The organism is Neptuniibacter sp. SY11_33, from assembly GCF_047778025.1.
Classification (GTDB): domain Bacteria; phylum Pseudomonadota; class Gammaproteobacteria; order Pseudomonadales; family Balneatricaceae; genus Neptuniibacter.
Map to the genome: position 1 here is coordinate 3,105,424 of NZ_CP180543.1, position 22,214 is coordinate 3,127,637.

Annotated in this window: 28 protein-coding genes; 15 read left to right on the forward strand and 13 right to left on the reverse strand. The window is 45.0% G+C overall.

The genetic code is table 11. The annotated features are described in order from the left end of the window. Nucleotides 1-90: 90 nt before the first annotated feature. Nucleotides 91-273 (reverse strand): hypothetical protein, encoded by a 183-nt coding sequence (locus ACMXYV_RS14655; RefSeq protein ID WP_415884680.1) that lies wholly within the window; start codon nt 271-273, stop codon nt 91-93. 262 nt (nt 274-535) lie between these two features. Here ACMXYV_RS14655 and ACMXYV_RS14660 point away from each other — a divergent pair, with 262 nt between their 5' ends. From ACMXYV_RS14660 to ACMXYV_RS14670, 3 genes are all read left to right on the forward strand, one after another. Beyond that, nucleotides 536-1,108, forward strand: coding sequence for a YceI family protein (locus tag ACMXYV_RS14660; protein ID WP_415889203.1), 573 nt, complete (start codon nt 536-538; stop codon nt 1,106-1,108). A 138-nt stretch (nt 1,109-1,246) separates the two neighbouring features. After that, nucleotides 1,247-2,380, forward strand: a complete 1,134-nt coding sequence (locus ACMXYV_RS14665; RefSeq protein ID WP_415889204.1) for a methyltransferase — start codon at nt 1,247-1,249, stop codon at nt 2,378-2,380. Between the two features lie 45 nt (nt 2,381-2,425). After that, complete coding sequence (locus ACMXYV_RS14670; RefSeq protein ID WP_415889205.1) at nt 2,426-2,881, forward strand: DUF4149 domain-containing protein; 456 nt, start codon at nt 2,426-2,428, stop codon at nt 2,879-2,881. Between the two features lie 84 nt (nt 2,882-2,965). Here ACMXYV_RS14670 and ACMXYV_RS14675 read toward each other — a convergent pair whose 3' ends face one another. Both ACMXYV_RS14675 and ACMXYV_RS14680 read right to left on the reverse strand, forming a co-directional pair. Next, the gene (locus ACMXYV_RS14675; protein ID WP_415889206.1) at nt 2,966-3,160 is read right to left on the reverse strand and encodes a hypothetical protein; all 195 of its coding nucleotides are present in this window, start codon (nt 3,158-3,160) and stop codon (nt 2,966-2,968) included. A 418-nt stretch (nt 3,161-3,578) separates the two neighbouring features. Further along, nucleotides 3,579-3,710: a hypothetical protein gene (locus ACMXYV_RS14680; protein ID WP_415889207.1), complete on the reverse strand. Its 132-nt coding sequence runs from the start codon at nt 3,708-3,710 to the stop codon at nt 3,579-3,581. 290 nt (nt 3,711-4,000) lie between these two features. Between ACMXYV_RS14680 and ACMXYV_RS14685 the strand changes: the two genes are divergently transcribed. Both ACMXYV_RS14685 and ACMXYV_RS14690 read left to right on the forward strand, forming a co-directional pair. Then, nucleotides 4,001-4,180, forward strand: a complete 180-nt coding sequence (locus ACMXYV_RS14685; protein WP_415882325.1) for a hypothetical protein — start codon at nt 4,001-4,003, stop codon at nt 4,178-4,180. Nucleotides 4,181-4,594: 414 nt separating this feature from the next. Next, the gene (locus ACMXYV_RS14690; RefSeq protein ID WP_415882326.1) at nt 4,595-4,855 is read left to right on the forward strand and encodes a hypothetical protein; all 261 of its coding nucleotides are present in this window, start codon (nt 4,595-4,597) and stop codon (nt 4,853-4,855) included. A 58-nt stretch (nt 4,856-4,913) separates the two neighbouring features. Here the strand turns inward: ACMXYV_RS14690 and ACMXYV_RS14695 are convergent, their stop codons facing one another. From ACMXYV_RS14695 to ACMXYV_RS14715, 5 genes are all read right to left on the reverse strand, one after another. Then, entirely contained in the window at nt 4,914-5,102 is a 189-nt protein-coding gene (locus tag ACMXYV_RS14695) for a YqaE/Pmp3 family membrane protein (RefSeq protein WP_415889208.1), read from the reverse strand. Between the two features lie 80 nt (nt 5,103-5,182). Continuing rightward, the gene (locus tag ACMXYV_RS14700) at nt 5,183-5,650 is read right to left on the reverse strand and encodes an FKBP-type peptidyl-prolyl cis-trans isomerase (RefSeq protein WP_415889209.1); all 468 of its coding nucleotides are present in this window, start codon (nt 5,648-5,650) and stop codon (nt 5,183-5,185) included. 12 nt (nt 5,651-5,662) lie between these two features. After that, nucleotides 5,663-6,340 (reverse strand): alpha/beta hydrolase, encoded by a 678-nt coding sequence (locus ACMXYV_RS14705; RefSeq protein WP_415889210.1) that lies wholly within the window; start codon nt 6,338-6,340, stop codon nt 5,663-5,665. Then, a complete protein-coding gene (pdxH, locus tag ACMXYV_RS14710; protein WP_415889211.1) occupies nt 6,337-6,984 on the reverse strand; it encodes a pyridoxamine 5'-phosphate oxidase in 648 nt (215 codons plus the stop codon). The genes ACMXYV_RS14705 and pdxH overlap by 4 nt, the downstream gene beginning before the upstream one ends. Before the next feature lie 83 nt (nt 6,985-7,067). Continuing rightward, nucleotides 7,068-7,910, reverse strand: a complete 843-nt coding sequence (locus tag ACMXYV_RS14715) for a fructosamine kinase family protein (RefSeq protein ID WP_415889212.1) — start codon at nt 7,908-7,910, stop codon at nt 7,068-7,070. An 82-nt stretch (nt 7,911-7,992) separates the two neighbouring features. On the opposite strand from ACMXYV_RS14715, the gene ACMXYV_RS14720 reads away from it, so the two are divergent. Continuing rightward, nucleotides 7,993-8,679 (forward strand): hypothetical protein, encoded by a 687-nt coding sequence (locus ACMXYV_RS14720; RefSeq protein WP_415889213.1) that lies wholly within the window; start codon nt 7,993-7,995, stop codon nt 8,677-8,679. A 21-nt stretch (nt 8,680-8,700) separates the two neighbouring features. Here ACMXYV_RS14720 and ACMXYV_RS14725 read toward each other — a convergent pair whose 3' ends face one another. Genes ACMXYV_RS14725 through ACMXYV_RS14735 form a run of 3 tightly spaced genes read right to left on the reverse strand, consistent with a single transcriptional unit; the run spans nt 8,701 to nt 11,230 of the window. Further along, entirely contained in the window at nt 8,701-9,351 is a 651-nt protein-coding gene (locus ACMXYV_RS14725) for a DUF2959 domain-containing protein (protein WP_415889214.1), read from the reverse strand. A gap of 8 nt (nt 9,352-9,359) precedes the next feature. Then, nucleotides 9,360-10,364, reverse strand: coding sequence for a hypothetical protein (locus ACMXYV_RS14730; protein WP_415889215.1), 1,005 nt, complete (start codon nt 10,362-10,364; stop codon nt 9,360-9,362). A 17-nt stretch (nt 10,365-10,381) separates the two neighbouring features. After that, nucleotides 10,382-11,230 carry an alpha/beta fold hydrolase gene (locus ACMXYV_RS14735; protein WP_415889216.1) on the reverse strand — a complete coding sequence of 283 codons (849 nt, stop codon included), beginning with the start codon at nt 11,228-11,230 and terminating at the stop codon, nt 10,382-10,384. A gap of 141 nt (nt 11,231-11,371) precedes the next feature. On the opposite strand from ACMXYV_RS14735, the gene ACMXYV_RS14740 reads away from it, so the two are divergent. Next, entirely contained in the window at nt 11,372-12,670 is a 1,299-nt protein-coding gene (locus ACMXYV_RS14740; protein WP_415889217.1) for an efflux RND transporter periplasmic adaptor subunit, read from the forward strand. Next, nucleotides 12,663-15,836 carry an efflux RND transporter permease subunit gene (locus ACMXYV_RS14745; protein ID WP_415889218.1) on the forward strand — a complete coding sequence of 1,058 codons (3,174 nt, stop codon included), beginning with the start codon at nt 12,663-12,665 and terminating at the stop codon, nt 15,834-15,836. The genes ACMXYV_RS14740 and ACMXYV_RS14745 overlap by 8 nt, the downstream gene beginning before the upstream one ends. Here the strand turns inward: ACMXYV_RS14745 and ACMXYV_RS14750 are convergent. Then, a complete protein-coding gene (locus tag ACMXYV_RS14750; protein ID WP_415889219.1) occupies nt 15,829-16,176 on the reverse strand; it encodes a PilZ domain-containing protein in 348 nt (115 codons plus the stop codon). The two genes, ACMXYV_RS14745 and ACMXYV_RS14750, sit on opposite strands and share 8 nt — an antisense overlap. Nucleotides 16,177-16,405: 229 nt before the next feature. On the opposite strand from ACMXYV_RS14750, the gene dapC reads away from it, so the two are divergent. The 7 genes from dapC (at nt 16,406) to ACMXYV_RS14785 (ending at nt 21,745) form a co-directional block, all read left to right on the forward strand. Then, a complete protein-coding gene (dapC, locus tag ACMXYV_RS14755; RefSeq protein ID WP_415889220.1) occupies nt 16,406-17,602 on the forward strand; it encodes a succinyldiaminopimelate transaminase in 1,197 nt (398 codons plus the stop codon). A 20-nt stretch (nt 17,603-17,622) separates the two neighbouring features. Then, nucleotides 17,623-17,967 carry an ArsC family reductase gene (locus ACMXYV_RS14760; RefSeq protein ID WP_415889221.1) on the forward strand — a complete coding sequence of 115 codons (345 nt, stop codon included), beginning with the start codon at nt 17,623-17,625 and terminating at the stop codon, nt 17,965-17,967. Between the two features lie 52 nt (nt 17,968-18,019). After that, entirely contained in the window at nt 18,020-19,051 is a 1,032-nt protein-coding gene (gene dapD / locus ACMXYV_RS14765; RefSeq protein WP_415889222.1) for a 2,3,4,5-tetrahydropyridine-2,6-dicarboxylate N-succinyltransferase, read from the forward strand. Nucleotides 19,052-19,121: 70 nt separating this feature from the next. Next, nucleotides 19,122-20,267 carry a succinyl-diaminopimelate desuccinylase gene (gene dapE, locus ACMXYV_RS14770; protein WP_415889223.1) on the forward strand — a complete coding sequence of 382 codons (1,146 nt, stop codon included), beginning with the start codon at nt 19,122-19,124 and terminating at the stop codon, nt 20,265-20,267. A gap of 2 nt (nt 20,268-20,269) precedes the next feature. Beyond that, nucleotides 20,270-21,100: a putative RNA methyltransferase gene (locus ACMXYV_RS14775; protein WP_415889224.1), complete on the forward strand. Its 831-nt coding sequence runs from the start codon at nt 20,270-20,272 to the stop codon at nt 21,098-21,100. Then, complete coding sequence (locus tag ACMXYV_RS14780) at nt 21,097-21,369, forward strand: hypothetical protein (protein ID WP_415889225.1); 273 nt, start codon at nt 21,097-21,099, stop codon at nt 21,367-21,369. Before ACMXYV_RS14775 ends, ACMXYV_RS14780 begins: the two co-directional genes overlap by 4 nt. After that, nucleotides 21,362-21,745 carry a hypothetical protein gene (locus tag ACMXYV_RS14785; RefSeq protein WP_415889226.1) on the forward strand — a complete coding sequence of 128 codons (384 nt, stop codon included), beginning with the start codon at nt 21,362-21,364 and terminating at the stop codon, nt 21,743-21,745. Before ACMXYV_RS14780 ends, ACMXYV_RS14785 begins: the two co-directional genes overlap by 8 nt. A gap of 21 nt (nt 21,746-21,766) precedes the next feature. On the opposite strand, the gene ACMXYV_RS14790 is transcribed toward ACMXYV_RS14785, so the two are convergent. After that, the gene (locus ACMXYV_RS14790) at nt 21,767-22,198 is read right to left on the reverse strand and encodes a hypothetical protein (RefSeq protein WP_415889227.1); all 432 of its coding nucleotides are present in this window, start codon (nt 22,196-22,198) and stop codon (nt 21,767-21,769) included. Nucleotides 22,199-22,214: the final 16 nt, after the last annotated feature.

Consider the following 22,214-nt stretch of genomic DNA (forward strand, 5'->3'; position numbering starts at 1 on the left):
TTAACTAAATTAAGCGCGAGGTAACGGCAAGTAACCAATTAGAAACATTGGACGTTTTACTGGTAGGCAAAGAGCATTCTATAAAAAAGATTATTCCTCTTCTGCCTGTTCATGTTCAGCAAGAAAGCCGCGGATAAAACGACGGACTTCACGTGCAGCACTTGTATCTAGCTCTTCACACAGGGCGACAAAATCATCGCGCTCTACATCGTTAATGCGAATAACTAATTGGCTATTTTTCTTTTTAGCCTTAGATTTCTTTTTTGACTTCATCATGTATCAACTCTAAATCGTCAACTGACTGCAAGAATACAGCAATTATCCCCTCACCCCAACGTACATCTTAAGAATATCTTAGGTATATACAGTTTAATTTCTATCAACCATAAAAATCAGCAAGAAACAAAAACAATAAGCCTTTAATAACAAAGAGATAAATATATTTCTTTAATCCAAAACAACTACAGCCTAGACAAAAGTAAACGACTGTTTAAAATCCAAACCCATCACTACAAAAAAATAAGGATATTTACCCATGAAAAAATTAGTAGCCATCGCATCACTCGCTCTTTTCAGTACTGTTGCATCAGCTGACTGGACGCTAAGCCAAAAAGATTCTGACTTTAGTTTCTCCTCTATCAAAAAAGCTAAAGTGCTAGAAAACCACAGCTTTAAACAAATTAGTGGCGGCATTGATGCTGCAGGTGAAGCAACACTAACACTGGACCTTGCTTCTGTGACAACAGGTATCGAGATCCGTGACGAACGTATGCAAAACATGCTGTTCGAAACGGGTAAATTTGCTCAGGCAAATTTCACTACGCAAGTTGATGTAAAGCAAATCGAGAAACAAGCTGTAGGTTCTATCCAGCCACAAACTTTAACTGGGACATTGAACCTTCACGGTGTTGAAAAAGAGATTACTGCTCAAGTAAATGTCATTAAGCTAGCTGAAAACAAAGTGTTGGTAAGCACAACTCAGCCAATCACAATCAATGCTGCAGATTTTGCTCTAGATTCTGGTGTTACAGCACTTAAAGAAATTGCAAAACTACCTTCTATCTCTTTTGCAGTACCTGTTAGCTTTAACCTAGCTTTCACTAAGTAAGAGCCTACTTAAAATTCTTAAACCCAGGTATGTTTACCTGGGTTTCTTTCAATTCTAAACGCCCCATCAACGCTACGTTCTAAATCATCCCTTGTGATAAACTGCGGCCTGTAATTTTCGAATCAGTTTTGGGCCCGTATGAATATTTTCGAAACCCCTTTCGGTCAATTTTCTCTATCTCGTTATCCTCATCGTAAAAATGAACAGCTACGTGCGTGGGATGCTGCTGATGAGTACCTGTTAAATCAGATTGATCAGGAAGAGCTGCTTGCAAACCCAAAACGAATTTTGATTATTAACGATCAATTTGGCGGCTTATCGGTTGCGTTAAATAATCACAATCCAACAGTAATAAGCGATTCGTGGTTAGCCCATGCAGGTATTAAAAATAATGCTGCAGATAACGAGGTTGATCCAAACGCCGTTTCTCTTTGTAACAGTTTGGATTATCCCACCGAAACATTTGATCTAGTGCTGGTTAAGATTCCAAAAAGCTTAGCGATGCTGGAAGACCAACTCATCCGGCTACGCCCTTTATTAACAGCTGATACCAAAGTTATCGGCGGCGGTATGGTGAAATCAATTCATACCTCTACGCTAAAACTGTTCGAAAAATATTTAGGCGCAACGAAGACCTCGTTAGCGAAAAAGAAAGCAAGACTGATTTTCCCAGAGATCGATCTAAATCAGCCTCAACCAGAATCCCCTTACCCATCCTCTTATATTTTGGAGAACACGCAGCATAAGATCATCAACCATGCTGGCGTATTTTCCCGTGATAGCTTGGATATAGGCACCCGCTTTTTCCTACAACATCTGCCTGATACAGATACATTCGAAGATATAATCGATCTTGGCTGTGGAAATGGGGTTGTAGGTTTAATTGCTGCAGAGAAGAATCCGTCTGCAACTGTTCACTTTGTAGATGAATCGTTTATGGCAGTCGCCTCTGCCAAGGAAAATTTTAAAGAAGCCTTTGGCAACAGTCGAAACGCAACTTTTCAGGCAACCGATTGCCTAGCCGGTATTCAGAAGAATAGTTGTGATTTAGTGTTAAACAATCCTCCTTTCCACCAGCAAAATGTGGTCGGAGACTTTATTGCTCAACAGATGTTCCGAGAGTCTCATAAAGTCTTAAGATCGGGCGGTGAGTTATGGGTGATAGGAAATCGTCATCTTGGCTACCATGTAGCACTCAAAAAGATTTTTAAAAATTGTGAAACTGTCGCTAACAATAAGAAGTTTGTCATTTTAAAAGCGATTAAACGTTAATCTTATTTAAAATTCAGGGAAGTAATTCCCGCAGTGAGGACGCCTGTGTCTATTGCATTATCCCTTCATATTTTAGCTGCAGCTATTTGGGTCGGCGGAATGTTTTTCGCCTATGTTTGTTTACGTCCAGTAGCAGCTCAGCAACTCGAACCTCCTGCTCGGTTGGCACTTTGGCAGCAAGTATTTGCTCGGTTTTTTACTTGGGTATGGGCTGCAATTCTAATTTTGATCATTAGTGGGCATAGCATGATTGCAATCTATGGTAGTTTTAAAAGTGTTGGTATGCATGTCCACATGATGCTACTGACCGGCTATACCATGATGGCAATATTCGGACATCTGTACTTCAGCCCATACAAAAAATTGAGTATTGCAGTTAAAGAAAACCGATGGCCCGATGCCGGTGCACAGTTAAATAAGATCCGAAAGGTAGTAGCGATCAATTTGACTTTAGGTTTAGCAACAGTGGTTATTGCTAGTGGTGGCAAGTTTCTTTTCTAAATTAGCTTCTTCGAGCAATTTCAGGCAGAAGCACAGATAACCGTGCTTCTGCATTTACTATAACATTTTATTCGCAGAGCTATATTAGGCCTGAAGGCTCATAGGCATAGGTATATATTCACCTATTTCGTCAGGTTCTGTGTCAAGAACAGCTTCCCAACCTTCTTCGCCTGGCTTCAGTTCATCAGGCAAGCCCCAAAGCTCACCACACCAAAACGCAGCTATCCAACGTTTGCCATAACGAACTTTATAAAATCCAGGTTCTCTCGTTTCAATCACGATCCATCTCCTTTTTATTCTTATCAAGGCAAAATCCACTCTTCTTATAACCACAATGACGATTTATATTTTATCCATCGCCATAAGCAGTTTTGTTTGGATCGCCCCAGAGAATTCACGAAGCTAACTCAGGAAAATAAACCTAAGTACAGCCAAAGCTCCTTTCTCTTATTTATTATCTGTTTTATCTCTCTATCTTCTTATAAATCTTTTGCGCATATAGCGTAAAGATAGAGTGTACACAAAATAACCAGACATTAAACAGGGTTTAGCCGAAGGTGTAATACTGAGAGGTCGGACAAAAATGAAACAAACTGAATTTATTTCAGGCAATAAAAAAGACCACCGAAGTGATCTTTTTTAGCAAGATAAAAGCTGACAACTTTGAGGAAGGTGACAAACAACCTCAGCAGCCAAATTAACTTTGCTTTTTCTGGTCTTCGTTAATTAGGTCGCGAACTTTGAAACATCCCCAAACCATTGCGACAGTCATACCAACAATCATTGCCAGACTAGGAACCAGAACTTCCATGCTATATACATCAACCATTACGACACCCTCACAAAATTTTTCGTATTGCTCGTATTTACTGGTGACTAGATTAACCCTTTAGAGATTAGGGGTTATTGATTTAGCTCAAGAAATGATCATTAGCGAATATGAAAAATTTTACGTTTGTAACAATTCCATTTGAAAAAGCCTACGAACTGAACCATAACTTAAATGGCGAGCCCCAGCATTAAGGGAGCTCCGGTAGTGCCGGAATAATAAAAAATGCATATGGCTCCGCTAGGACTCACAAGCCAGAGTCACCTATAACTGTTCAGGAGGTAAGCGTCATGCCTTATAAAACAGTTGCCTGGACCGCCGAGCAACTCAAAAAAATGAATTCAGAACCTTTTATGATCGATTTTCTGGATACATTTAAACTTGCCCCATTAACCTTAGCCAGCGATGAAGCCGTCGCTAATATGAATGCAGTTCTAGACTTAGTAGAAGCTCAAATAAGAAAGCCATAACCCTCAGTCCGCTCCAAAAATAAGGCAGGTCATCGTACCTGCCCTTTTTTTGCCCTCATCAAGAACACCCCTTTAAAAACAATAAGTTAACAACAAAAAACTTAATAATTTCGTCATAAAACATATAACAACAAATCAAAAGATAATTTTGACGTCTTAACTATTAATATCAATCAATAAAATCCCGATACTCTGTAAAAACTCTCACCTTCCACCTCAAATTTTATTCCTTAAAAATCAATCACTTACGCCTAGCCTCTTTACCTAAACTAACATTTTGAAATTATTTATTTTTTCCTTTTATTTCAATGAGTTACATATCAAAAAATACCGCAAATAATTTGCGATTAATCCTTATTTAATATAGACTATATCAATATAGATAAAAGAAGTTTCATTAATGAGGAAATGAAGATGCAAGAAAAGGAAGTGAAGTTACTTTTTAAAGCAGGCGTATTTGATTCTTGCCAAGCGATTCCTATCTCTATGGCGCGCGGATGGACTTTAAAATTTGTGACAAAACAGGACGAAATCATCACGCTAGATCTGCAACGATCTAAATCAGAACGTGAGTTTAAGAGTCTTGATGGCGCTGCTGCGGTAGCAAAGCGTATTGGGTTTGAATGGTTAAAAGTTCAGATCGGCGATCTTGAGTGGCAGGAAAAGGTTAAGTAACAGGCATAAAAAAACCGCTTCAAACTGAAACGGCTTTTACTGTGAAATGCATTACACGTTATTTATCTAATGCATCTTTAATCTTTTTGTCGGTCTGATATTGGCTCAAAGCGTACACGGACCAGATAGCTGCGGGGATCCAACCCACTAAGGTGATCTGTAAAATTAGACAGATAATTCCAGCGCCTGGGCGACCGATGGTAAAAAACTGTAGCCAAGGAATTAACAAAGCAAGTAACAAACGCATCTTTTATCTCCTTAGAATGCGGGAGTGGAGTACAGCAAACCATTAAGCATAATTAGCTATGCCTTAATCGAAGCTGACCCTTAAAGCTCTACACGGCCGGCAGACAGCTCGTCTTCTGTCGCCTCCCGCACTTCGATTACTTCAACAGCATAGTTCAATTCAAGCCCAGCAAAAGGATGGTTCGCATCCACTGTAACTTCATCAGCATCAATGTTTGTAATGCCAACTAGCTGCATCTCACCTTTATCATCTTCCATCTGACAAACCATGCCGACTTCCAACTGATCAAAGCCTGCAAAAGATTCACGACTGATTAACTGCACCTTAGCTTCATCACGCTGACCATAACCCTGCTCAGGTGATAGAGTAACTTCAAACTTATCCCCAGCTTCACGGCCTTCTAACGCAGCTTCTAGGCCAGGCACAATGTTTTTATGACCATGTAGATACGGAAGCGCTTCTCTATCACGAGAATCATCCAACACGTCACCGGCATTGTTTTTTAGCGCGTAGTGAAAAGACACTACCTTGTTGTTTTCTACTTTCATTTATCTCTCCGATTAAACCGCTAGTCTTTGCGACATCCAGCGACCTAAAGCTTCTATCTCTTCTATCGCAACTTCATGACCGATTGGATACGCATTCCAACTCGGCTGATAATTCATATTTTCTAGGTTGGCATAAGCTTGCTCACCTAACTGCACAGGTACAACCTGATCCACCGTACCGTGAGCAACCCAAATAGCCAGTTCATTGTTGGCATCAGTGCGAGACGCTTCTATCTCCTCTTCTGTTGCCATGTAAGTAGACAATGCAACCAACCCTGCCAAAGGTTCGGCGAAGGTTAACGCTGTCTGATAAGCAACGGCACCACCTTGAGAGAACCCCACCAGCAGGATTTTATCCGCTGGGATACCCTGAGCAATCTGTTCATTCACCAAGTTAGCAATTCGCTGACTGGATTTAAGCAATGATGCTTTATCAACCTTACGGTCAATATTCATCTCTAAAATGTCATACCAAGCACGCATCTCCATGCCACCATTGACGGTAACAGGCATAACCTCAGCATGAGGAAATAGGAACCTCACATTTAGGTTTTCTGGAAGGCGTAGGTAAGGAACAATAGGCTGGAAATCAAAACCATCAGCGCCGAGACCATGCAACCAGATAACACAGGCTTTAGCTTCGCCTTGAGGTTCTACGCTAACTAAGGTTTGCTCTGTTTCTTGGCTCATGGCTGCAACCTCTCAATCTGCCACTCTTTATCAACTAAATTGAACTGGAAGCGATCATGTAAACGGCTCTCTCGTCCCTGCCAAAACTCAAAACGTGTAGGCTTGAGAATATAACCGCCCCATTCAGGTGGATGAGGAATATCGCCTTCTGGGTATTGATCAGCAAGCTCCTGCACCGCTTGTTCCAGAGCTTCACGGTTTTCTACAGGGTGGCTCTGGCAAGAGGCAGCTGCACTCAAACGGCTACCTAAGGGACGCGCGTTGAAATATTGCTTACCCTGTTCAGGGCTCAATTTTTCAACCTGACCACGAATACGCACCTGACGCTCTAAGCCATACCAATAAAACATGATTTCGGCTTGAGGATTTTCAGATAGGTCATCCCCTTTTTGACTACGGTAATCGGTATACCAAGCAAAGCCCTGTTCATCAAAATGCTTCAGCAACACGATCCTTGCAGCAGGCATCCCATCTTTAGAAGCTGTGGCCAATGTCATCGACGTCGCATCATCTGGAGATACCTCCAGCGCATCATCCATCCACTTGGCAAACTGTGCAACAGGATCTTTGATCAGATCGCCACGCCGCAGAGGCTGCGCCAGATATTCACGGCGTTCAGCCGTTAGGTCGCCTTTATTCGTCATACAAGTCTCTTGCAAGAAAGTTTAATCAAGAAATGTGCTGCAACTATAGCATTAATCAAGGCTGCAAAAATACGTTTAGTCCACTACCTAAATTTTGCTACAACACCCATCACATCAGCTCTATAGCTTTCTCCAAACAACAGCAGGTGGTTTAACAAATGCCATAAGTTGTACAAAGAAAATCGCTCTTTCCACCCAGACTGCAGCGGTACTACTTCCTGATAGGCGCTATACAAGTCCGAGCTAAAACCGCCAAAGAGATCTGTCATCGCAAGGTCGACCTCAGGCCACCCCCAATAGACCGCTGGATCTATTAACACTGGCTTACCCTGACTATTAGCAATCACATTCCCGGACCATAGATCGCCATGTAATAAAGCGGGATTCTGCTCTGGCACTAATTGTTTTAAGCGTTTATTGATCGATTCAATGCCTTTGTTGATCTCTTTATCAATCAACCCACGGTCATAGCAGAGACGCGCCAAATATCCGAAACGGTGTTCAGCATAAAACTCAAAGCCATCTTTGAGCTGCGAATTAGGCTGTTCGGTTGGGCCACAAAAAGTGTTTTGAGTAAAACCAAAGGAAGGAACAGACATCTGGTGCAAGTAAGCCAACTGCCGCCCTAGGGCTTGATCAAAGTCTTTTGACTTGGGGGATTGCTCAATAAACTCCAAAATCAATCCATCCCGATCAAACCGGATAACCTTGGGTGTGGATAGCTCTGAACAAGCAGATAAAGCCTGTAGCCCCGCCGCTTCAGCCTTGAACATTCTTTCGTTTGCGTGATTAACAGACTTTACGAAGAGCTGCTGACCATCACTCAGCAGCACTCGTTTAGCCGCAGCAATACAGCCACCAGAGAGGCTCTCTTCAGAATCGATGCTAAGCCCTTGCTGCTCAACCCAGCTTTGTAAACTTTTCACTGTCGCTCAGCCTCCTCTTGAATCAGCTATCCCTATACCTTTATAGTTTTAGGAACTTTACTACGCATCAATAAGGGATCCTATGCGTCTGTTGCTACTCTCTATGGTACTTATCTTTACCGCTGGTTGTATGGATAAAAATGCCAAACCGTTTGACGTTAAAAATCTAGCTAAATCCGATATCGATATGGTCGCAGATATCAACCTCAAAACCCTACGCAAACTCAGCCGTGATCTAACAATCAAGCTCTATAAACGTAATCCTAAAGAGCTGCAAAAAGTCCCAGGCATGACGATTGAGAAACGCTTGGAACAGCTATTCCCTATCACTCGTTTAGCTGATGGATTCCCAGAACTTGGCCAGACAGATGGTGCAGACGCTGTGCCTTTAGCGTTCTCTGATAACTATCAAGGCGATCGCGTATTTGCTCTTATGGCAGGCGTTACAGGCATGCTAGACAAAGCCTACAACGGCAAGAAAGAGATCTTTATTCTGGATGAATTAGATCAACAAAAACTCTACAACTCTGCTCGTAACTTGGAATCTGTGGCTTGGCATCTGAATAACCGTAAAGATCCTCAAGGGAACTTGTACATTCTAAGTAATGGCATTTCAGAAGAAGGGATTACTAACTACAGCTACGAGCGTATCTTAGGCAAATTGATTGGAACGCAGGATTTGATGGCAGATGTTATTGCAGATAAAACAAACCGCACCATAAATCGTGTTGTTCATGGTGCGGCTTCAATGACATTCTTCCCGATCTAGTCTGAGACTAGGAAAAGAAGATTAGCCTTGTTCCATCTGTTTGATAAAGCGATCCGAGTCCGCGATCGCTTTTTCCATATCACGTACTAATAGATCAATATTGCTCTTGATACCGCGATATTCAGCTTTAAGGGAACCTATCGCTTGAGCATTAAGATTATGTTTTAGGAATAGAACATTGTCCTGCAATGCACTCAATACCGGCGGCATACGTTTTTCAGCGCGCTTAAGTGAACGAAGTAGCTCAGCATAACGGACTTTAGTACTGCGCAGTTTAGCCGCACTTTGATCTCTCAATTTACGATTAGAGTACTTTGTCAGCTCCTCTGCCCACTCTTCAAATAGATCTTCAGACACCTGTTCTACTTTCTTGATACGTGCAGTAACATCCTCTGCCGCTGCAACGCTGTCGTCATACTCACCTTGTAGACGGTTATAGACTGCATCCAGCTCACCGCCATTAAAGCTCACGACAGAACGAAACTGCTCTAAAGCGTCTTTAAACTGCTCTTGCGCATCTTCTTGGGACTCGCGTGCATCTTCCACACGATCGACCAATATATCGCGCTTATGGATGCCTACCTGCTCCATTGCAGAATAATAGGCACTCTGACAGCCAACTAACGTAACCATCAGGATCGATAAAAAGCCTAACTTAACTTTGGAAATCATTTCTGTCTTCAACCACAACTCTGTAGAGGGTTATTAATCATAATTTCAGCGATCTTATGATTGTTATTGAGGCATAGAGTGACATCTGCCCTTTGCGGCATCTCTTCTAGCATATGACGAGTCAGTCGCTCGTAATGCTGTATAAAGCTTTTAATCTGCTCTTCATTCATGATGCGCAGATGTTCGGTTGGCTGCTGCGTGTCATAGATATATTTCACTCGCTCTGCGAGCTTTTTCTCTTGCAGAGAACGCCATTCAAATACTGCATCCATACTTGGCACTTTCAACATCACCAAGACATCAAGCATAGAGTACAAAGCCTGATAAGGGCCAGCCAACTGAGTATTCACGTAATCACGCCACTCTCCGTTAGGGTCCTTTTCCTGCTCTAATTCATTAATCGCCTCCACCAGTTCTTCCGGCTTTTGCGGGTCGGCACCTACGCACCAACCTTCTAGAACGATGACATCGGCCGGTCCAACCCACTCCTGCCATACTGACGCCTGACAGCGGTCATCGGTCGATTTATCAAACACAGGGATCTTGGTGACACTCTCATCGGTACTGTTCTTCAGAGAGTTTAAGATTTCGATACCCAGATCAACATCATGCGTGCCAGGCACACCACGGGTACGAAGCAGAGGATGGATTGTTTCAGAAAGTTCAACACGCTCATTGTAGGTTTTGTAAAGATCGTCGATAGAAAAACCAACAACCTTCAAACCAAACCCTTCGGTCAGAATGACTTCTAACAGATTGAATAGTGTCGATTTACCAGCACCTTGAGCGCCATTGATACCGATAACCAAAGGACCATCTTTTTGGCGTTTGCGACAAGTTATCCAGGCACCTAGCGGCACATAGATCGCCTCAAACATGTCCACCAAACCTATATCTACTTTCAACGATTCCAATGTCGAAGCAAATGCCTTCTCTACCGCAGCAACTGCATCCTCACGCTCACGGTAACTCAAACACAACTGATCTTGGGGCCAGCGAGTTATTACGCCCATAGATAGTTCCTCTACGATTAATCTTTACGGTGTTCACGTAACCAATTTTGCACTTGATGAATCTGCTCAGATTCCATCAAGGATGGCACATGAGGGATACCCGGAATGGAGATTAGCTCTAGTTTATCGTTTGCCTGCATCTTACGCACGGTTTCTTCCTGCAAGACATCCGATTCTTCACCCCAAATCAGTAACTGCGGGATATTAATCGCCGACCATACCGGCCATAGATCAATATCTTCTGACGATGCATCTGCTGTGGCTTGCGCGATAGCTGGGTCATAATGAAGATGATAAACCTTATCTTCATCCAAGCGCGAGCCATGCTTGGTAAGATGCTGCCACTGTCGATCGCTCAGATACTTAAAGGATACATAGGTATCGCGCATATACGCTTCAACCTCAGAAAGCGACTGAAACTGCTTATCACCTAGATACTCAGAGATGCGTTTGAGAGAACTTGCAGGCACAAACGCCCCAATATCATTCAGCACCAGATGTTTGATTGGCGAGTTAGGTAAAGCAGCTAAACACATGCCGATAATCCCACCCATAGAGGTGCCTACCCAATCCACTTTATCTACATTTAAACGCGCTAAAAGTGCCGTAATATCATTAAGATACTGCGGTATGCCATAAACCTGTCCAGCAGGCAGCCAATCGCTTTCACCACGCCCGACAATATCAGGGCAGATCACGCGATAATCGCGAGACAAAGCCAAGGCCAGCTCATCAAAGTCGCGGCTATTGCGTGCTAAACCATGCACACAGACGATCACTCGATCATTCTCCGCGCTTCCCCATTCGTGATACACCATCTGATGAAATCCAACAGGGTTTAAACAACGTATGCTATCCGTATGCATAGGGCCTCCTGATTTAAGCAATTTCAATAAGTTAGCATGCACACTAAAATTGTAAAGAAACGCAACAATTGATGAACCTGTAGATCATATTCAGCTACTATGTTCCTAAGTCACATTTCCACTTGAGCAATGGAAAACAATATGAGCAGCACTACCTCCTCTAGTTCATCTATTTGGATTAGGCGATTGATCCCTCTGATTATCTTTGCCTTCGCCTGCGGGGTCTTCTATTTCCTTAAAAGTACCAAACCTCAGGCGCCTTCAAAAAAGATCGAAGAGAAAGTCTGGAGCGTTAAAACGATATCTGCAGAACCCAGTATCCACCAGCCTAGCCTTGTTCTGTACGGCAAAGTTGAATCACCACGCATGACCCATATCACCGCAGCTGTCACAGCTTTTGTTGAAGCAGTTGATACCGATGAAGGCAAAAATATCACCTTGGATGAAGCACTGATTCAGCTCGACAGCAGTGATGCTCAACTGTTAGTCGCGCAGCGCCAAGCTGATGTCGATAGTTTTAAAGCACAGATTGATGCCGAAAAAGTACGTTATCAAACTGATCAAAAATCATTAGCGATTGAGCAAAAACTGCAACAGTTAAGCCTTAAAGCAGTTACCCGCTACCAAAATCTGATCAAACGCAAAGTCAGTAGTCAGGATCAACTGGATAGTGCACGCAGTGCTTATCACCAGCAGACCTTAGCCGTCACTCAACGGGAACAAGCCATTGCTGATCACCCCAACCGTTTAGCTCAGCTAGAGTCACAATTAAAACGCGCTACAAGCCTTTTAGATGCGGCAACACTGGACCTTGAGCGCACCACCATTAAAGCACCGTTTATTGGCCGTGTTGCTCGTTTACATGTAGCGCCAGGGGATCGAGTTCGCGCCGGTGATCCACTGCTAGATCTATACAGTACCAATCGTTTAGAAGTGCGTGCTCAAATCCCCAATAGAGTGTTAGCTAATCTTCGAAATCGAGAAATAAACTCAGTCATTCAAGCAACCGCTCAGTTGGATGGGCAGACGCTACAGCTGAAGCTTGATCGCGTCGCCGCCGAAGTTGATGGTGGCCGTGCCGGTGTTGACGCCCTCTTCAAAATTACCGACAAGCAGAATGTGCCGGAACCAGGCCGTTCCTTAGCTATCGCTGTGGCGCTACCTGCTGTAGAACAGACAATAGCGCTTCCACCGATGGCACTTTATGGTTTAAACCGTATCTACCTGCTTAAAGATGGTCGTATGCAAGGACTCGACGTCGAACGCATTGGTGACAGCAGTGATCAACAAGGCAAAGCTGTTGTGCTTATTCGCAGCCCTCAGTTGGTGAGTGGTGACCAGATCATTACGACTCAGCTACCGAACGCTATTTCTGGGCTCAAAGTTAAAGACGTAAACGCGCCCGAGGTAGTCGCTGCAACTGGGGCTAAAGATGAATAACTACCAAGGCCCACTACAGAACCTCACTGCAGTTTTCGCAAGTCATCGCGTTGCTGCCAACCTATTCATGCTGCTGATGATTTTGGCCGGCATTTGGGGCCTAAATAAACTCAACACGCAGTTTTTCCCATCGTTCGAACGCGATGTCATCACAATCTCTGTTCCATGGAGTGGAGCAGCTGCGGAGGATATTGAGAGTTCAATCGTACTCCCTGTTGAAGAATCTCTAAAATCCCTCACCGGTATCGAGACTTTATATTCGACCGCCATCCAAGGCTCTGCCTCGATTCGAATCGAAGTAGACGAAGATAGTGACGTTGATTACCTCTTAGATGAGGTAAAACAGAAAATAGACAACGTCCGTAGCGAGCTACCTTCTGATATCAACGAACCGCTGGTACAGCGCATTCTGCGCTATGAGCAGATAGCCAGCCTAATCCTTAGCTCCTCAAACGGTTCACTTGAAGAGCTACGTCCTTTTGCACAGCGCTTTGAACAAGAGCTATTAAGCAGAGGGATCAACAAAGTCGACTTTACCGGCCTACCGGAAAAGCAGATTCAAATAGAGCTACCGGCTGCCCAACTTAATGAGTTGGATATGACAATGATGCAGGTTGCCACTAGCATCCGCCTACGCAGCTTAGACCTGCCAGCAGGTACCGCCGCTAAAGGTGATGGTTCACGGCAGATCCGTAGTCTCAATCAGCAAAGAGATGTTGAAGGCTTCCGCCAACTACCGATCATTACCGACAGTAATGGTCGATTGGTCAGACTTGGTGATATCGCAGATGTTTCTCTAGGCACTAAAGACAATCAGGTCCTTTTAAAATACAAAGGCGAACCTGCGGTCATGATTCGCCTGCGCCGAACCGAAAATCAAGACACACTTAAATCGGCGGATATTCTCAATAAATGGCTAGAGGAAACTAGGCCGACACTGCCATCAAACATCACCATGGTTACCTATGATGAGCGTTGGCAACCAGTTCAACAGCGTATCAATCTACTGCTGAAGAACGGCTTAGGTGGCTTGATCCTGGTGATCGCAATTCTATTTCTATTCCTTAATGCCCGCGTAGCGTTTTGGGTCACCATCGGAATCCCTGTCTCTTTTATGGCCACACTCGCCATCCTTTATGGCATTGGCGGCACTATCAATATGATCAGCCTCTTTGGCCTGATAATGGCGTTGGGGATTATCGTAGATGATGCCATTGTTGTCGGTGAAGACACTCTGACCCACGTGCAACGAGGCGAACCAGGATTACAAGCAGCCATAGGCGGTGCTCATCGCATGTTGGCCCCGGTTATGGCTTCATCCATGACAACCATTGCCGCCTTCCTTCCTTTACTGCTGATTGGCGGGCATATTGGCAGTATTCTTATCGATATTCCTACGGTGGTGATCTGTGTCATTCTGGCATCCTTAGTAGAATGTTTCTTGATTCTGCCGGGTCACCTACATCACAGCATAAAGAAAGCAGAAGACCTTCACCCTTCAAAATTACGTATTAGACTAGATGAAGGCTTTAATCGTTTTAAAGATATCCACTTCCGTAAGCTAGTTAAGTTTGCGATCAAATACCGCGGTGCGACCATCGCCAGTGCCTTTGCCATTTTTATCATCGCCATAGGTCTGGTTTCTGGCGGGCGGATCAAATTTACCTTTTTCCCAGCGGTTGAACGCGATGTCATGACCGCCAATGTTCAGTTTGTTTCGGGTACTGACTTTGCAGAAGTTGAGCGCTTTGTGCAGCATCTAGACGATACCTTAGCCGATGCGGACAAGGCATTAGGCGGAGATAACATTAAAGTCGCCTTCCAGCGCTTACGTAATGCGTCTTTCTCTAGAACCACCTCATCCAGTAGTCGTGGCGATGAATTCGCATCGCTATTGGTTGAATTTAATCCGGGTGATTATCGTAAATATTCCACCACTGAATTTAATAAAGAGTGGCGTAGCCGAATCCAAGTACCAGCAGGGGTAGAGAAATTCTCTATCGATGTCAGTACAAGCGGCCCACCAGGAAAGCCGATCGAGATAAAGCTATCTGGCACTGATATTCATGTGCTTAAACAAGGCTCTCTAGATCTGCAAGAAGTACTGAAAGGCTATGTTGGCTTAAATAATATTGATGACGATCTCCCCTTTGGCAAATCGCAGTTGATCTATGCGCTAACCCCCGCAGGTAAATCCGCAGGCATGACGATGGACAGTGTCGGCCGACAACTACGTACTGCCTTTGATGGCATGGAAGTGCAAAACTTCTATGATAATCGAGATGAAATTGAGGTCCGTATCCAGCTTCCAAAAGAGGAAAGGGATCGCCTTAGCAGCATAGAGCAGCTTCCCATAGTACTGCCTAACGGTGGTACAACACCGCTAAGCAATATTGTTACCTTTAGAGCGCAACAAGGCTTAGATACCTTAACTCGCGTGGATGGCAAACTCTCGATCAAAGTTACTGCAGATCTAGATGAAAGCGCAGCCAATGCAGATGAGATTATTGATGACCTCAAAGCTGGAAAACTCGACAACGTCTTGAGCCAATACGGTATCGAAGCAAGCTTCGAAGGTAAGAATAAGAGCCAACGTGAAACGCTGGATGATATGAAACTCGGGCTTCTGCTCGCCCTTGTTCTGATATTTATAATTCTGGCTTGGGTTTTTGCTTCCTATAGCTGGCCAATCGCGGTGATGCTAGCAATCCCTCTAGGTCTGACCGGCGCGATCTTAGGCCATGGTGTTATGGGCTTAAGTTTGACCATTTTGTCCCTATTCGGCTTCTTTGGCTTATCCGGTATCGTCATCAATGACTCAATCGTTTTGGTGACGTTCTATAAACAATTAAGAAAACAGGGATTAGCAATCGAAGAAGCAATAGAGGAAGCAGCCTGCCAACGTTTGCGCGCGGTACTGCTAACCTCGCTTACAACTATTGCAGGCCTAACACCCATTCTGTTTGAAACCTCCCTGCAAGCACAGTTCCTCATCCCGATGGCGGTATCCATCGTCTTTGGCTTAGCTTATGGCACATTGCTGATTCTTCTATTTGTGCCTGCAACACTGACCTATATCGAAAATATCCGTCAGTTCTTTGGTCTCAAAAGCCTAGATCTACCTGAAGAACCTAGCAAAGAAGCTAACCCTCAGGTTACTAGTTAAGTTTCGATTTAATAAAGCTCTGTAAACTTTCCGCGGCTTGGTCATCAATACTCAAGATGGCTAAGCCGTAGCGCATACAATGTTGAGATTGGCGCTGGTTATAAACCACTCGGCATAAGCAATGTACCGGCTGATTGTTTAGACCAAAATGGACATAAATCTCTAGGGGAGCGCCAACAATAGGCGGCTTCAACTGGTCCATATCTTGCCCACCTTCAACCAACATCCCTGCCAAACTGATGTTAATTAAAGTGACATCGACCGATACGCCATCTTGCGTGGAAAGCTCTGCAGGTAGATCCGTATTGATACGAGGATATATTCGTCGTTCGGTAGTCATAAAACCCTACCTTTATTGTGATATCCATCAGCATAGTTCGGTTTGATCATATCTTCACACCTATTCAAAGCCATAAACTGCGAAATACCGCCTAAAATCTACAAAAGGTTATATTTTAAGGCGAAAAATTAGGTCTTAATCCTAGTGCTGTTCTCAGGTATAATTTTGCGCCTAATTTTGCTTCATCTTTTCATTAGTGAGCCCCTGCTTGGGCACTTAAAGGACCCGTATGAATCGCGATCTGAGTCTGTTACAGCCATACCCATTTGAAAAATTGACTGCGCTGAAAGCGGAAGTAACACCGCCTTCGGATAAAGAGCACATCGCACTTTCTATCGGCGAACCTAAACACCCGTCACCTCCATTTGTGGCGGAGTGCCTAATTGAAAACATGGGCAAGCTGGCAAACTACCCTACAACTAAAGGTTTGCCAGAGCTACGCCAAGCAATTGCCGACTGGTGTACTAGTCGCTTTAGCCTGAATGAAAACACGCTAACTGCTGACGATCACGTACTGCCTGTTAACGGTACACGTGAAGCGATCTTCGCTTTCACACAAGCAGCAGTTAACCGCGCGCCTGACGCATTGGTGGTATCTCCAAACCCGTTTTATCAGATCTATGAAGGTGCGGCGTACCTATCTGGCGCAGAGCCATATTACCTAAACTGCCTGCCAGAAAACGGCTTTATCCCTGATTACGACGCTGTACCTGAAGATGTATGGCAGCGCTGCCAGCTATTGTTCCTATGCTCTCCAAGCAACCCAACAGGTGCAGTAACTGATCTGGAAACATTGAAGACGCTAATCGCGCTGTCTGACAAATACGACTTCATCGTTGCATCTGATGAGTGTTACTCCGAGATCTACCTAGACGAAGAGAACGCGCCAGTAGGTCTTCTACAAGCATGCGCAGAGCTTGGCCGTGACGATTACAAAAACTGTATCGTTATGCACAGCCTGTCTAAGCGTTCCAACCTACCCGGTCTGCGCTCAGGTTTTGTTGCGGGCGATGCGAAACTACTACAACCGTTCCTGTCATACCGTACATACCATGGTTGCTCTATGCCGATTCAGCATCAGCTTGCGTCTATTGCTGCATGGAACGATGAAGATCATGTACTCGATAATCGTGACCAGTACCGTCACAAGTTCGACAGCGTCATCCGTACCCTAGAACCTGTGCTAGACGTTAAACGTCCAGATGCGAGTTTCTACCTGTGGGTTAAAACGCCGATTGCGGATGACAAATTTGCACAAGGCTTGTTTGCTTCACAAAACGTAACTGTACTTCCGGGTAGCTATCTATCTCGCGAAACCGATGGCATCCTTCCGGGGGCTGGTTTTGTACGTATGGCACTGGTTGCAACCGTTGAAGAGTGCGTAGAAGCAGCAAACCGTATTCGCGAATACGTTGAATCACTTTAAGGCCGGAGATTAATCCCCATATGATTACTATGTATGGTATTCCTAACTGCGACACAATCAAGAAAGCTAAAAAATGGCTGGAAGCGAACGGTGTTGATTACCAGTTCCACGATTACCGCAAAAACGGCCTAGAAGAAGCCCAGCTTAAAACCTGGGTTGACGAGCTAGGCTGGGAACTACTGCTAAATAAGCGCGGTACGACATGGCGCCAGCAGCCAGACGAAGTTAAAAACAATATTGATGAAGCCTCTGCCATTGCGCTAATGCTGGAGCACCCAGCAATGATCAAGCGCCCGCTTCTGGATACCGGAAGTGAACGCAAAGTAGGTTTTAAAGATACAGAATACGCAGCGCTTTTCGGTTAAGCCTGCTGCAACAACGTAACGAATTTTAAATTTTATATTTCTGGAGAATATCATGGCGAATTTTGCATTCGGTTTGGGTGTAGGCACTAAGTCCTCTGCTGGCGAACTGCTAGAAGTTTATTACAATGCACCACTGCTGAACGCAGACGATGCGATGGTTAACGCTGTTGCTGAAAAAGTTGGCTACACTGGTGGCAACGCTGCAATCGAAATCAAAGAAGCTCAGCTAAAAGATCTAGAAGCTGCATTCCTTGCTGTAGGCGCTGAAGACCAAGCTGAAATCGTAGAGATCCTAGAAGGCACCCAACAGCCACTAGTACTTTGCATCCTTGAGTCTGACGAGAACCCAACAAGTACTGCAGAAGCTTACCTAAAGCTTTCTCTACTTTCTCACCGTCTAGTTCAGCCACACGGTATCAACCTGACTGGTATCTTCGGTCTTCTACCAAACGTTGCATGGACTAACGAAGGCGCTGTATCTCTAGACGATCTGCCAAAGCGTCAGCTAGCTGCACGCGCTCAAGGCCGCGTTCTAACAGTTAACTCTGTAGATAAGTTCCCGAAAATGACTGATTACGTTGTACCAGCTGGTATCCGTATCGGTGATGCTTCTCGTGTACGTCTAGGTGCTCACGTAGGTGAAGGCACAACAGTAATGCACGAAGGTTTCGTAAACTTCAACGCTGGTACGCTTGGCGTAAGCATGATCGAAGGCCGTATCTCTGCAGGTGTTGTTGTAGGTAACGGTTCTGACCTTGGTGGTGGCTGCTCTACTATGGGTACACTATCTGGCGGTAACAACGTTGTGATCTCTGTTGGCGAAAACTGCCTACTAGGTGCAAACGCTGGTCTAGGTCTACCACTAGGCGATCGTTGTACGCTAGAAGCGGGTCTATACGTAACTGCTGGCTCTAAAGTAACGATCCTTGACGATCAGAACAACGAAGTTAGCACGGTTAAAGCTGCTGACCTTGCTGGCAAGCCAGACCTATTGTTCCGTCGTAACTCTCAGAACGGTCGCATCGAAGTTAAGACTAACAAGTCTGCGATTGAGTTGAACGAAGAGCTACACAAACATAATTGATAGCTCGACGATACACACTCTGGCGCGTCTATCGACGCGCCTTCTTTTCATACCCTAGCGGAACCTCACTATGACTCAGCACCTCTCTCCAACAATTGAATTGGCCAAAGACCTTATCAGCCGCCGCTCTGTAACACCTGAAGACGCAGGCTGTCAGGATCTCATGATTGAACGCTTAGAAGCACTTGGCTTTAAGATTGAGCGCCTTCAATTTGAAGAGGTATCTAATTTCTGGGCTCGCCGTGGCGATTCTGGTCCAGTTTTCTGCTTTGCAGGTCATACTGACGTTGTTCCTTCCGGCCCTGAAGAGCGCTGGGAGTTCCCACCATTCGAAGCACATATCGAACAAGGTATGCTTTGCGGTCGCGGTGCGGCAGATATGAAAGGTAGCCTAGCGGCGTTTGTTACGGCGCTAGAACGCTTTGTAGAACACCACCCAGATCATGATGGTTCTATCGCGCTACTGATTACCAGTGACGAAGAAGGCCCTTGGGTGAACGGTACAACCCGTGTAATTGACCACCTTGAATCACGTAACGAAAAGATCACTTGGTGTATCGTTGGTGAACCGTCCAGTACTGAGCACGTAGGCGATGTAATTAAGAACGGTCGTCGCGGCTCGCTAGGCGGTGCGCTGACTGTTCGCGGTGTCCAAGGTCACGTTGCTTACCCGCACCTAGTTAAGAATCCGATTCACATGGCAGCGCCTGCATTAGCAGAACTAGCGGCTGAAGTTTGGGATGAAGGCAACGACTTTTTCCCACCAACAAGCTTCCAGATCTCTAATATCAACGGTGGTACAGGCGTAACCAACGTTGTACCTGGTCATGTGGATATCATGTTCAACTTCCGCTTCTCCACAGAAGTAACAGCGGATGAACTAAAAACCCGTGTGCGCGATATCCTAGACAAGCACAATCTAGAATGGGACATCGATTGGACACTATCTGGAAATCCATTCCTTACCGCTGAAGGTAATCTGGTAGAAGCATGCCAGCAGTCGATTAAAGCAATCACAGGTCAGGACACTGAACTATCCACGTCCGGTGGTACTTCTGATGGCCGCTTTATCGCTCCAACAGGCGCACAAGTGGTTGAGCTTGGACCAATCAATGCGACAATCCACAAAGTGAATGAGCGCATCAGTTGCAAAGATCTAGATACTCTATCTAATCTTTACGAAAACGTTATGGCTCGCCTGCTAGTTAAGGACTAGTCATGCAACTCACTTGCCCTGTTTGTAAATCCTTGCTGGAACAGCAGGGCAAAAATATGCGCTGCGAGAACAATCACAGTTTCGATGCAGCACGTCAGGGCTATTGGAATCTATTACTGGCCCACAAAAAGCGCTCTAAAGATCCGGGTGACAATACAGAGATGGTACAGGCTCGCCGTCAGTTTTTAGATGGCGGCCACTACCAAGCACTCTCCGACCAGATCAATAAGCTTGCTTTAGACGAAGTAAAAGGCACAGAGAACGCTGGCATTCTAGATATGGGCTGCGGCGAAGGTTATTACACAGACCGCATCCACCAGCACCTGTTAGCCAACGATCAATCAATTGAGCTTACAGGCTTAGACATCTCCAAACACGCGGTAAAAGCAGCCTGCACTCGCACTAAAGAGATTCAATGGTTAGTCGCTTCCGGTGCTGATACACCAGTACCAGATCAATCACTGGATCTACAACTGGTACTCTTTAGCCGCTTAATGCCTGAAGCACTGGCTAAGCCAATGAAAGTCGGCAGCAGCTTAATTGTTGCTTGGCCGGGTGCAGAGCATCTGATCGAACTACGCAAACTGATCTACAGTGAGATTAGAGAGAGCCACTTCAACCCAGTTGAAACGCTACAAGAGCAGTTCGAGTTATCTAAGCAAGTGACGGTTAACTACCAATTTACACTCAATAGCTCAGAGCAGATCAGCACCCTATTAGCGATGACCCCGCACGGCCAGCGCCTCAAAGCTGAAGCACAACAAAAGATCATCGACCAAGAACAGCTAGACCTAACCCTAGATGTTAACTTGGGTGTATTTACCCGCTTATGAAGCAAACCCTAAAACGCTGGCTAAAACATAGAGCCGACAACCAACGCCAAAACTTAGTGATCTTTGGCATCGGCTTTGTCGCATTCTTTGTCGGTGTGCTTATCCTAGGCGCCGCCGAATTTGCATTGAAAAGTTCAGTAGCTCAAGAGATTCTTGCCCTGATTGGCTTGATCATCATAGTGGCAGGGATCATACTTGCGGCCGTAGGTTACCTTAGCCTCAGCGTACTACGCATCATCCGTTTTATTAGCGACGACAAACATGACTGACACCCGACACCCTGATATCGAAATCTACGTAAAGAATCGCTCTTTTGATTCAATCACTAATTGGCTTCAGTCACATGCCGACCAACTGGATATAATCTCCTCTAAAGACAATATCCACGAGCTAAGCCTGCGCTTCGGTGATCACTCAGTTCCAGTCATGATCCACGAAAAAGTAGCTGGCAAAGCATGGGCTAGCGTATGGCTGAAATCGGATAAGAGCCCTTGGGCTCAAGACTTAGACTGTGCTCATGCGGCTTCTTCAGAAATGGACACACAAGTGCGTAGCATTGCTGGCGGCTGGAGCGATGGCGATGACCCTGATGAATACTGGAAAGTAGAAGCGGGCGAAGCTGAAAAGATTCAGTGGCGCACTTAAACGCCTGAATTAAGAACTAAATTAAGCTGCCGTACGGATCTGCGAACGGGAGCTTTCAATCTCATCGATCATCAACTGACCGGTCGACATCAACGCAACCTTAGCGTACTCATCCGACGATAACTGCTGCTGACGTGGCGTATTGCTATGGCTATGCAGATAACCGTTAACATAGGCAAAATCACCCACTAAACCGTCATGCACCGCCATATTAAGTCGCTCGACAACCTGACCATCATGTAACTCATTTGGATCGGGATATTTGGACTGAGTTTCTGGTAAACGAAACTCTGCATCCGATACAGCAGACACGGCATCCGGCTTCACCAGTTGCTGGTTAGAATGAATCAAACTCAGCAACATAGAGAACTGCGCACCACTACCACTCTGAACCGCTTGGCTCAGATTGGAGGTATAGCCCTCTATTCGAGTTTGAATCTGCTCTGTACGCATAAAGCCTATCTACAAC

Excerpts from the sequence above, each read along its gene's own strand:
- ACMXYV_RS14685 (WP_415882325.1), top strand. The coding sequence starts at position 4,001 with ATGCCTTATAAAACAGTTGCCTGGACCGCCGAGCAACTCAAAAAAATG.
- ACMXYV_RS14750 (WP_415889219.1), bottom strand. The coding sequence starts at position 16,176 with ATGACTACCGAACGACGAATATATCCTCGTATCAATACGGATCTACCT.
- ACMXYV_RS14720 (WP_415889213.1), top strand. The coding sequence starts at position 7,993 with ATGCGTCTGTTGCTACTCTCTATGGTACTTATCTTTACCGCTGGTTGT.
- ACMXYV_RS14700 (WP_415889209.1), bottom strand. The coding sequence starts at position 5,650 with ATGAAAGTAGAAAACAACAAGGTAGTGTCTTTTCACTACGCGCTAAAA.
- ACMXYV_RS14785 (WP_415889226.1), top strand. The coding sequence starts at position 21,362 with ATGACTGACACCCGACACCCTGATATCGAAATCTACGTAAAGAATCGC.
- ACMXYV_RS14725 (WP_415889214.1), bottom strand. The coding sequence starts at position 9,351 with ATGATTTCCAAAGTTAAGTTAGGCTTTTTATCGATCCTGATGGTTACG.
- dapE (WP_415889223.1), top strand. The coding sequence starts at position 19,122 with ATGACTCAGCACCTCTCTCCAACAATTGAATTGGCCAAAGACCTTATC.
- ACMXYV_RS14745 (WP_415889218.1), top strand. The coding sequence starts at position 12,663 with ATGAATAACTACCAAGGCCCACTACAGAACCTCACTGCAGTTTTCGCA.
- ACMXYV_RS14660 (WP_415889203.1), top strand. The coding sequence starts at position 536 with ATGAAAAAATTAGTAGCCATCGCATCACTCGCTCTTTTCAGTACTGTT.
- ACMXYV_RS14655 (WP_415884680.1), bottom strand. The coding sequence starts at position 273 with ATGAAGTCAAAAAAGAAATCTAAGGCTAAAAAGAAAAATAGCCAATTA.
- ACMXYV_RS14790 (WP_415889227.1), bottom strand. The coding sequence starts at position 22,198 with ATGCGTACAGAGCAGATTCAAACTCGAATAGAGGGCTATACCTCCAAT.
- ACMXYV_RS14760 (WP_415889221.1), top strand. The coding sequence starts at position 17,623 with ATGATTACTATGTATGGTATTCCTAACTGCGACACAATCAAGAAAGCT.
- ACMXYV_RS14705 (WP_415889210.1), bottom strand. The coding sequence starts at position 6,340 with ATGAGCCAAGAAACAGAGCAAACCTTAGTTAGCGTAGAACCTCAAGGC.
- ACMXYV_RS14735 (WP_415889216.1), bottom strand. The coding sequence starts at position 11,230 with ATGCATACGGATAGCATACGTTGTTTAAACCCTGTTGGATTTCATCAG.
- ACMXYV_RS14665 (WP_415889204.1), top strand. The coding sequence starts at position 1,247 with ATGAATATTTTCGAAACCCCTTTCGGTCAATTTTCTCTATCTCGTTAT.
- ACMXYV_RS14695 (WP_415889208.1), bottom strand. The coding sequence starts at position 5,102 with ATGCGTTTGTTACTTGCTTTGTTAATTCCTTGGCTACAGTTTTTTACC.
- pdxH (WP_415889211.1), bottom strand. The coding sequence starts at position 6,984 with ATGACGAATAAAGGCGACCTAACGGCTGAACGCCGTGAATATCTGGCG.
- ACMXYV_RS14780 (WP_415889225.1), top strand. The coding sequence starts at position 21,097 with ATGAAGCAAACCCTAAAACGCTGGCTAAAACATAGAGCCGACAACCAA.
- ACMXYV_RS14740 (WP_415889217.1), top strand. The coding sequence starts at position 11,372 with ATGAGCAGCACTACCTCCTCTAGTTCATCTATTTGGATTAGGCGATTG.
- dapD (WP_415889222.1), top strand. The coding sequence starts at position 18,020 with ATGGCGAATTTTGCATTCGGTTTGGGTGTAGGCACTAAGTCCTCTGCT.
- ACMXYV_RS14730 (WP_415889215.1), bottom strand. The coding sequence starts at position 10,364 with ATGGGCGTAATAACTCGCTGGCCCCAAGATCAGTTGTGTTTGAGTTAC.
- ACMXYV_RS14690 (WP_415882326.1), top strand. The coding sequence starts at position 4,595 with ATGCAAGAAAAGGAAGTGAAGTTACTTTTTAAAGCAGGCGTATTTGAT.
- ACMXYV_RS14775 (WP_415889224.1), top strand. The coding sequence starts at position 20,270 with ATGCAACTCACTTGCCCTGTTTGTAAATCCTTGCTGGAACAGCAGGGC.
- dapC (WP_415889220.1), top strand. The coding sequence starts at position 16,406 with ATGAATCGCGATCTGAGTCTGTTACAGCCATACCCATTTGAAAAATTG.
- ACMXYV_RS14680 (WP_415889207.1), bottom strand. The coding sequence starts at position 3,710 with ATGGTTGATGTATATAGCATGGAAGTTCTGGTTCCTAGTCTGGCAATG.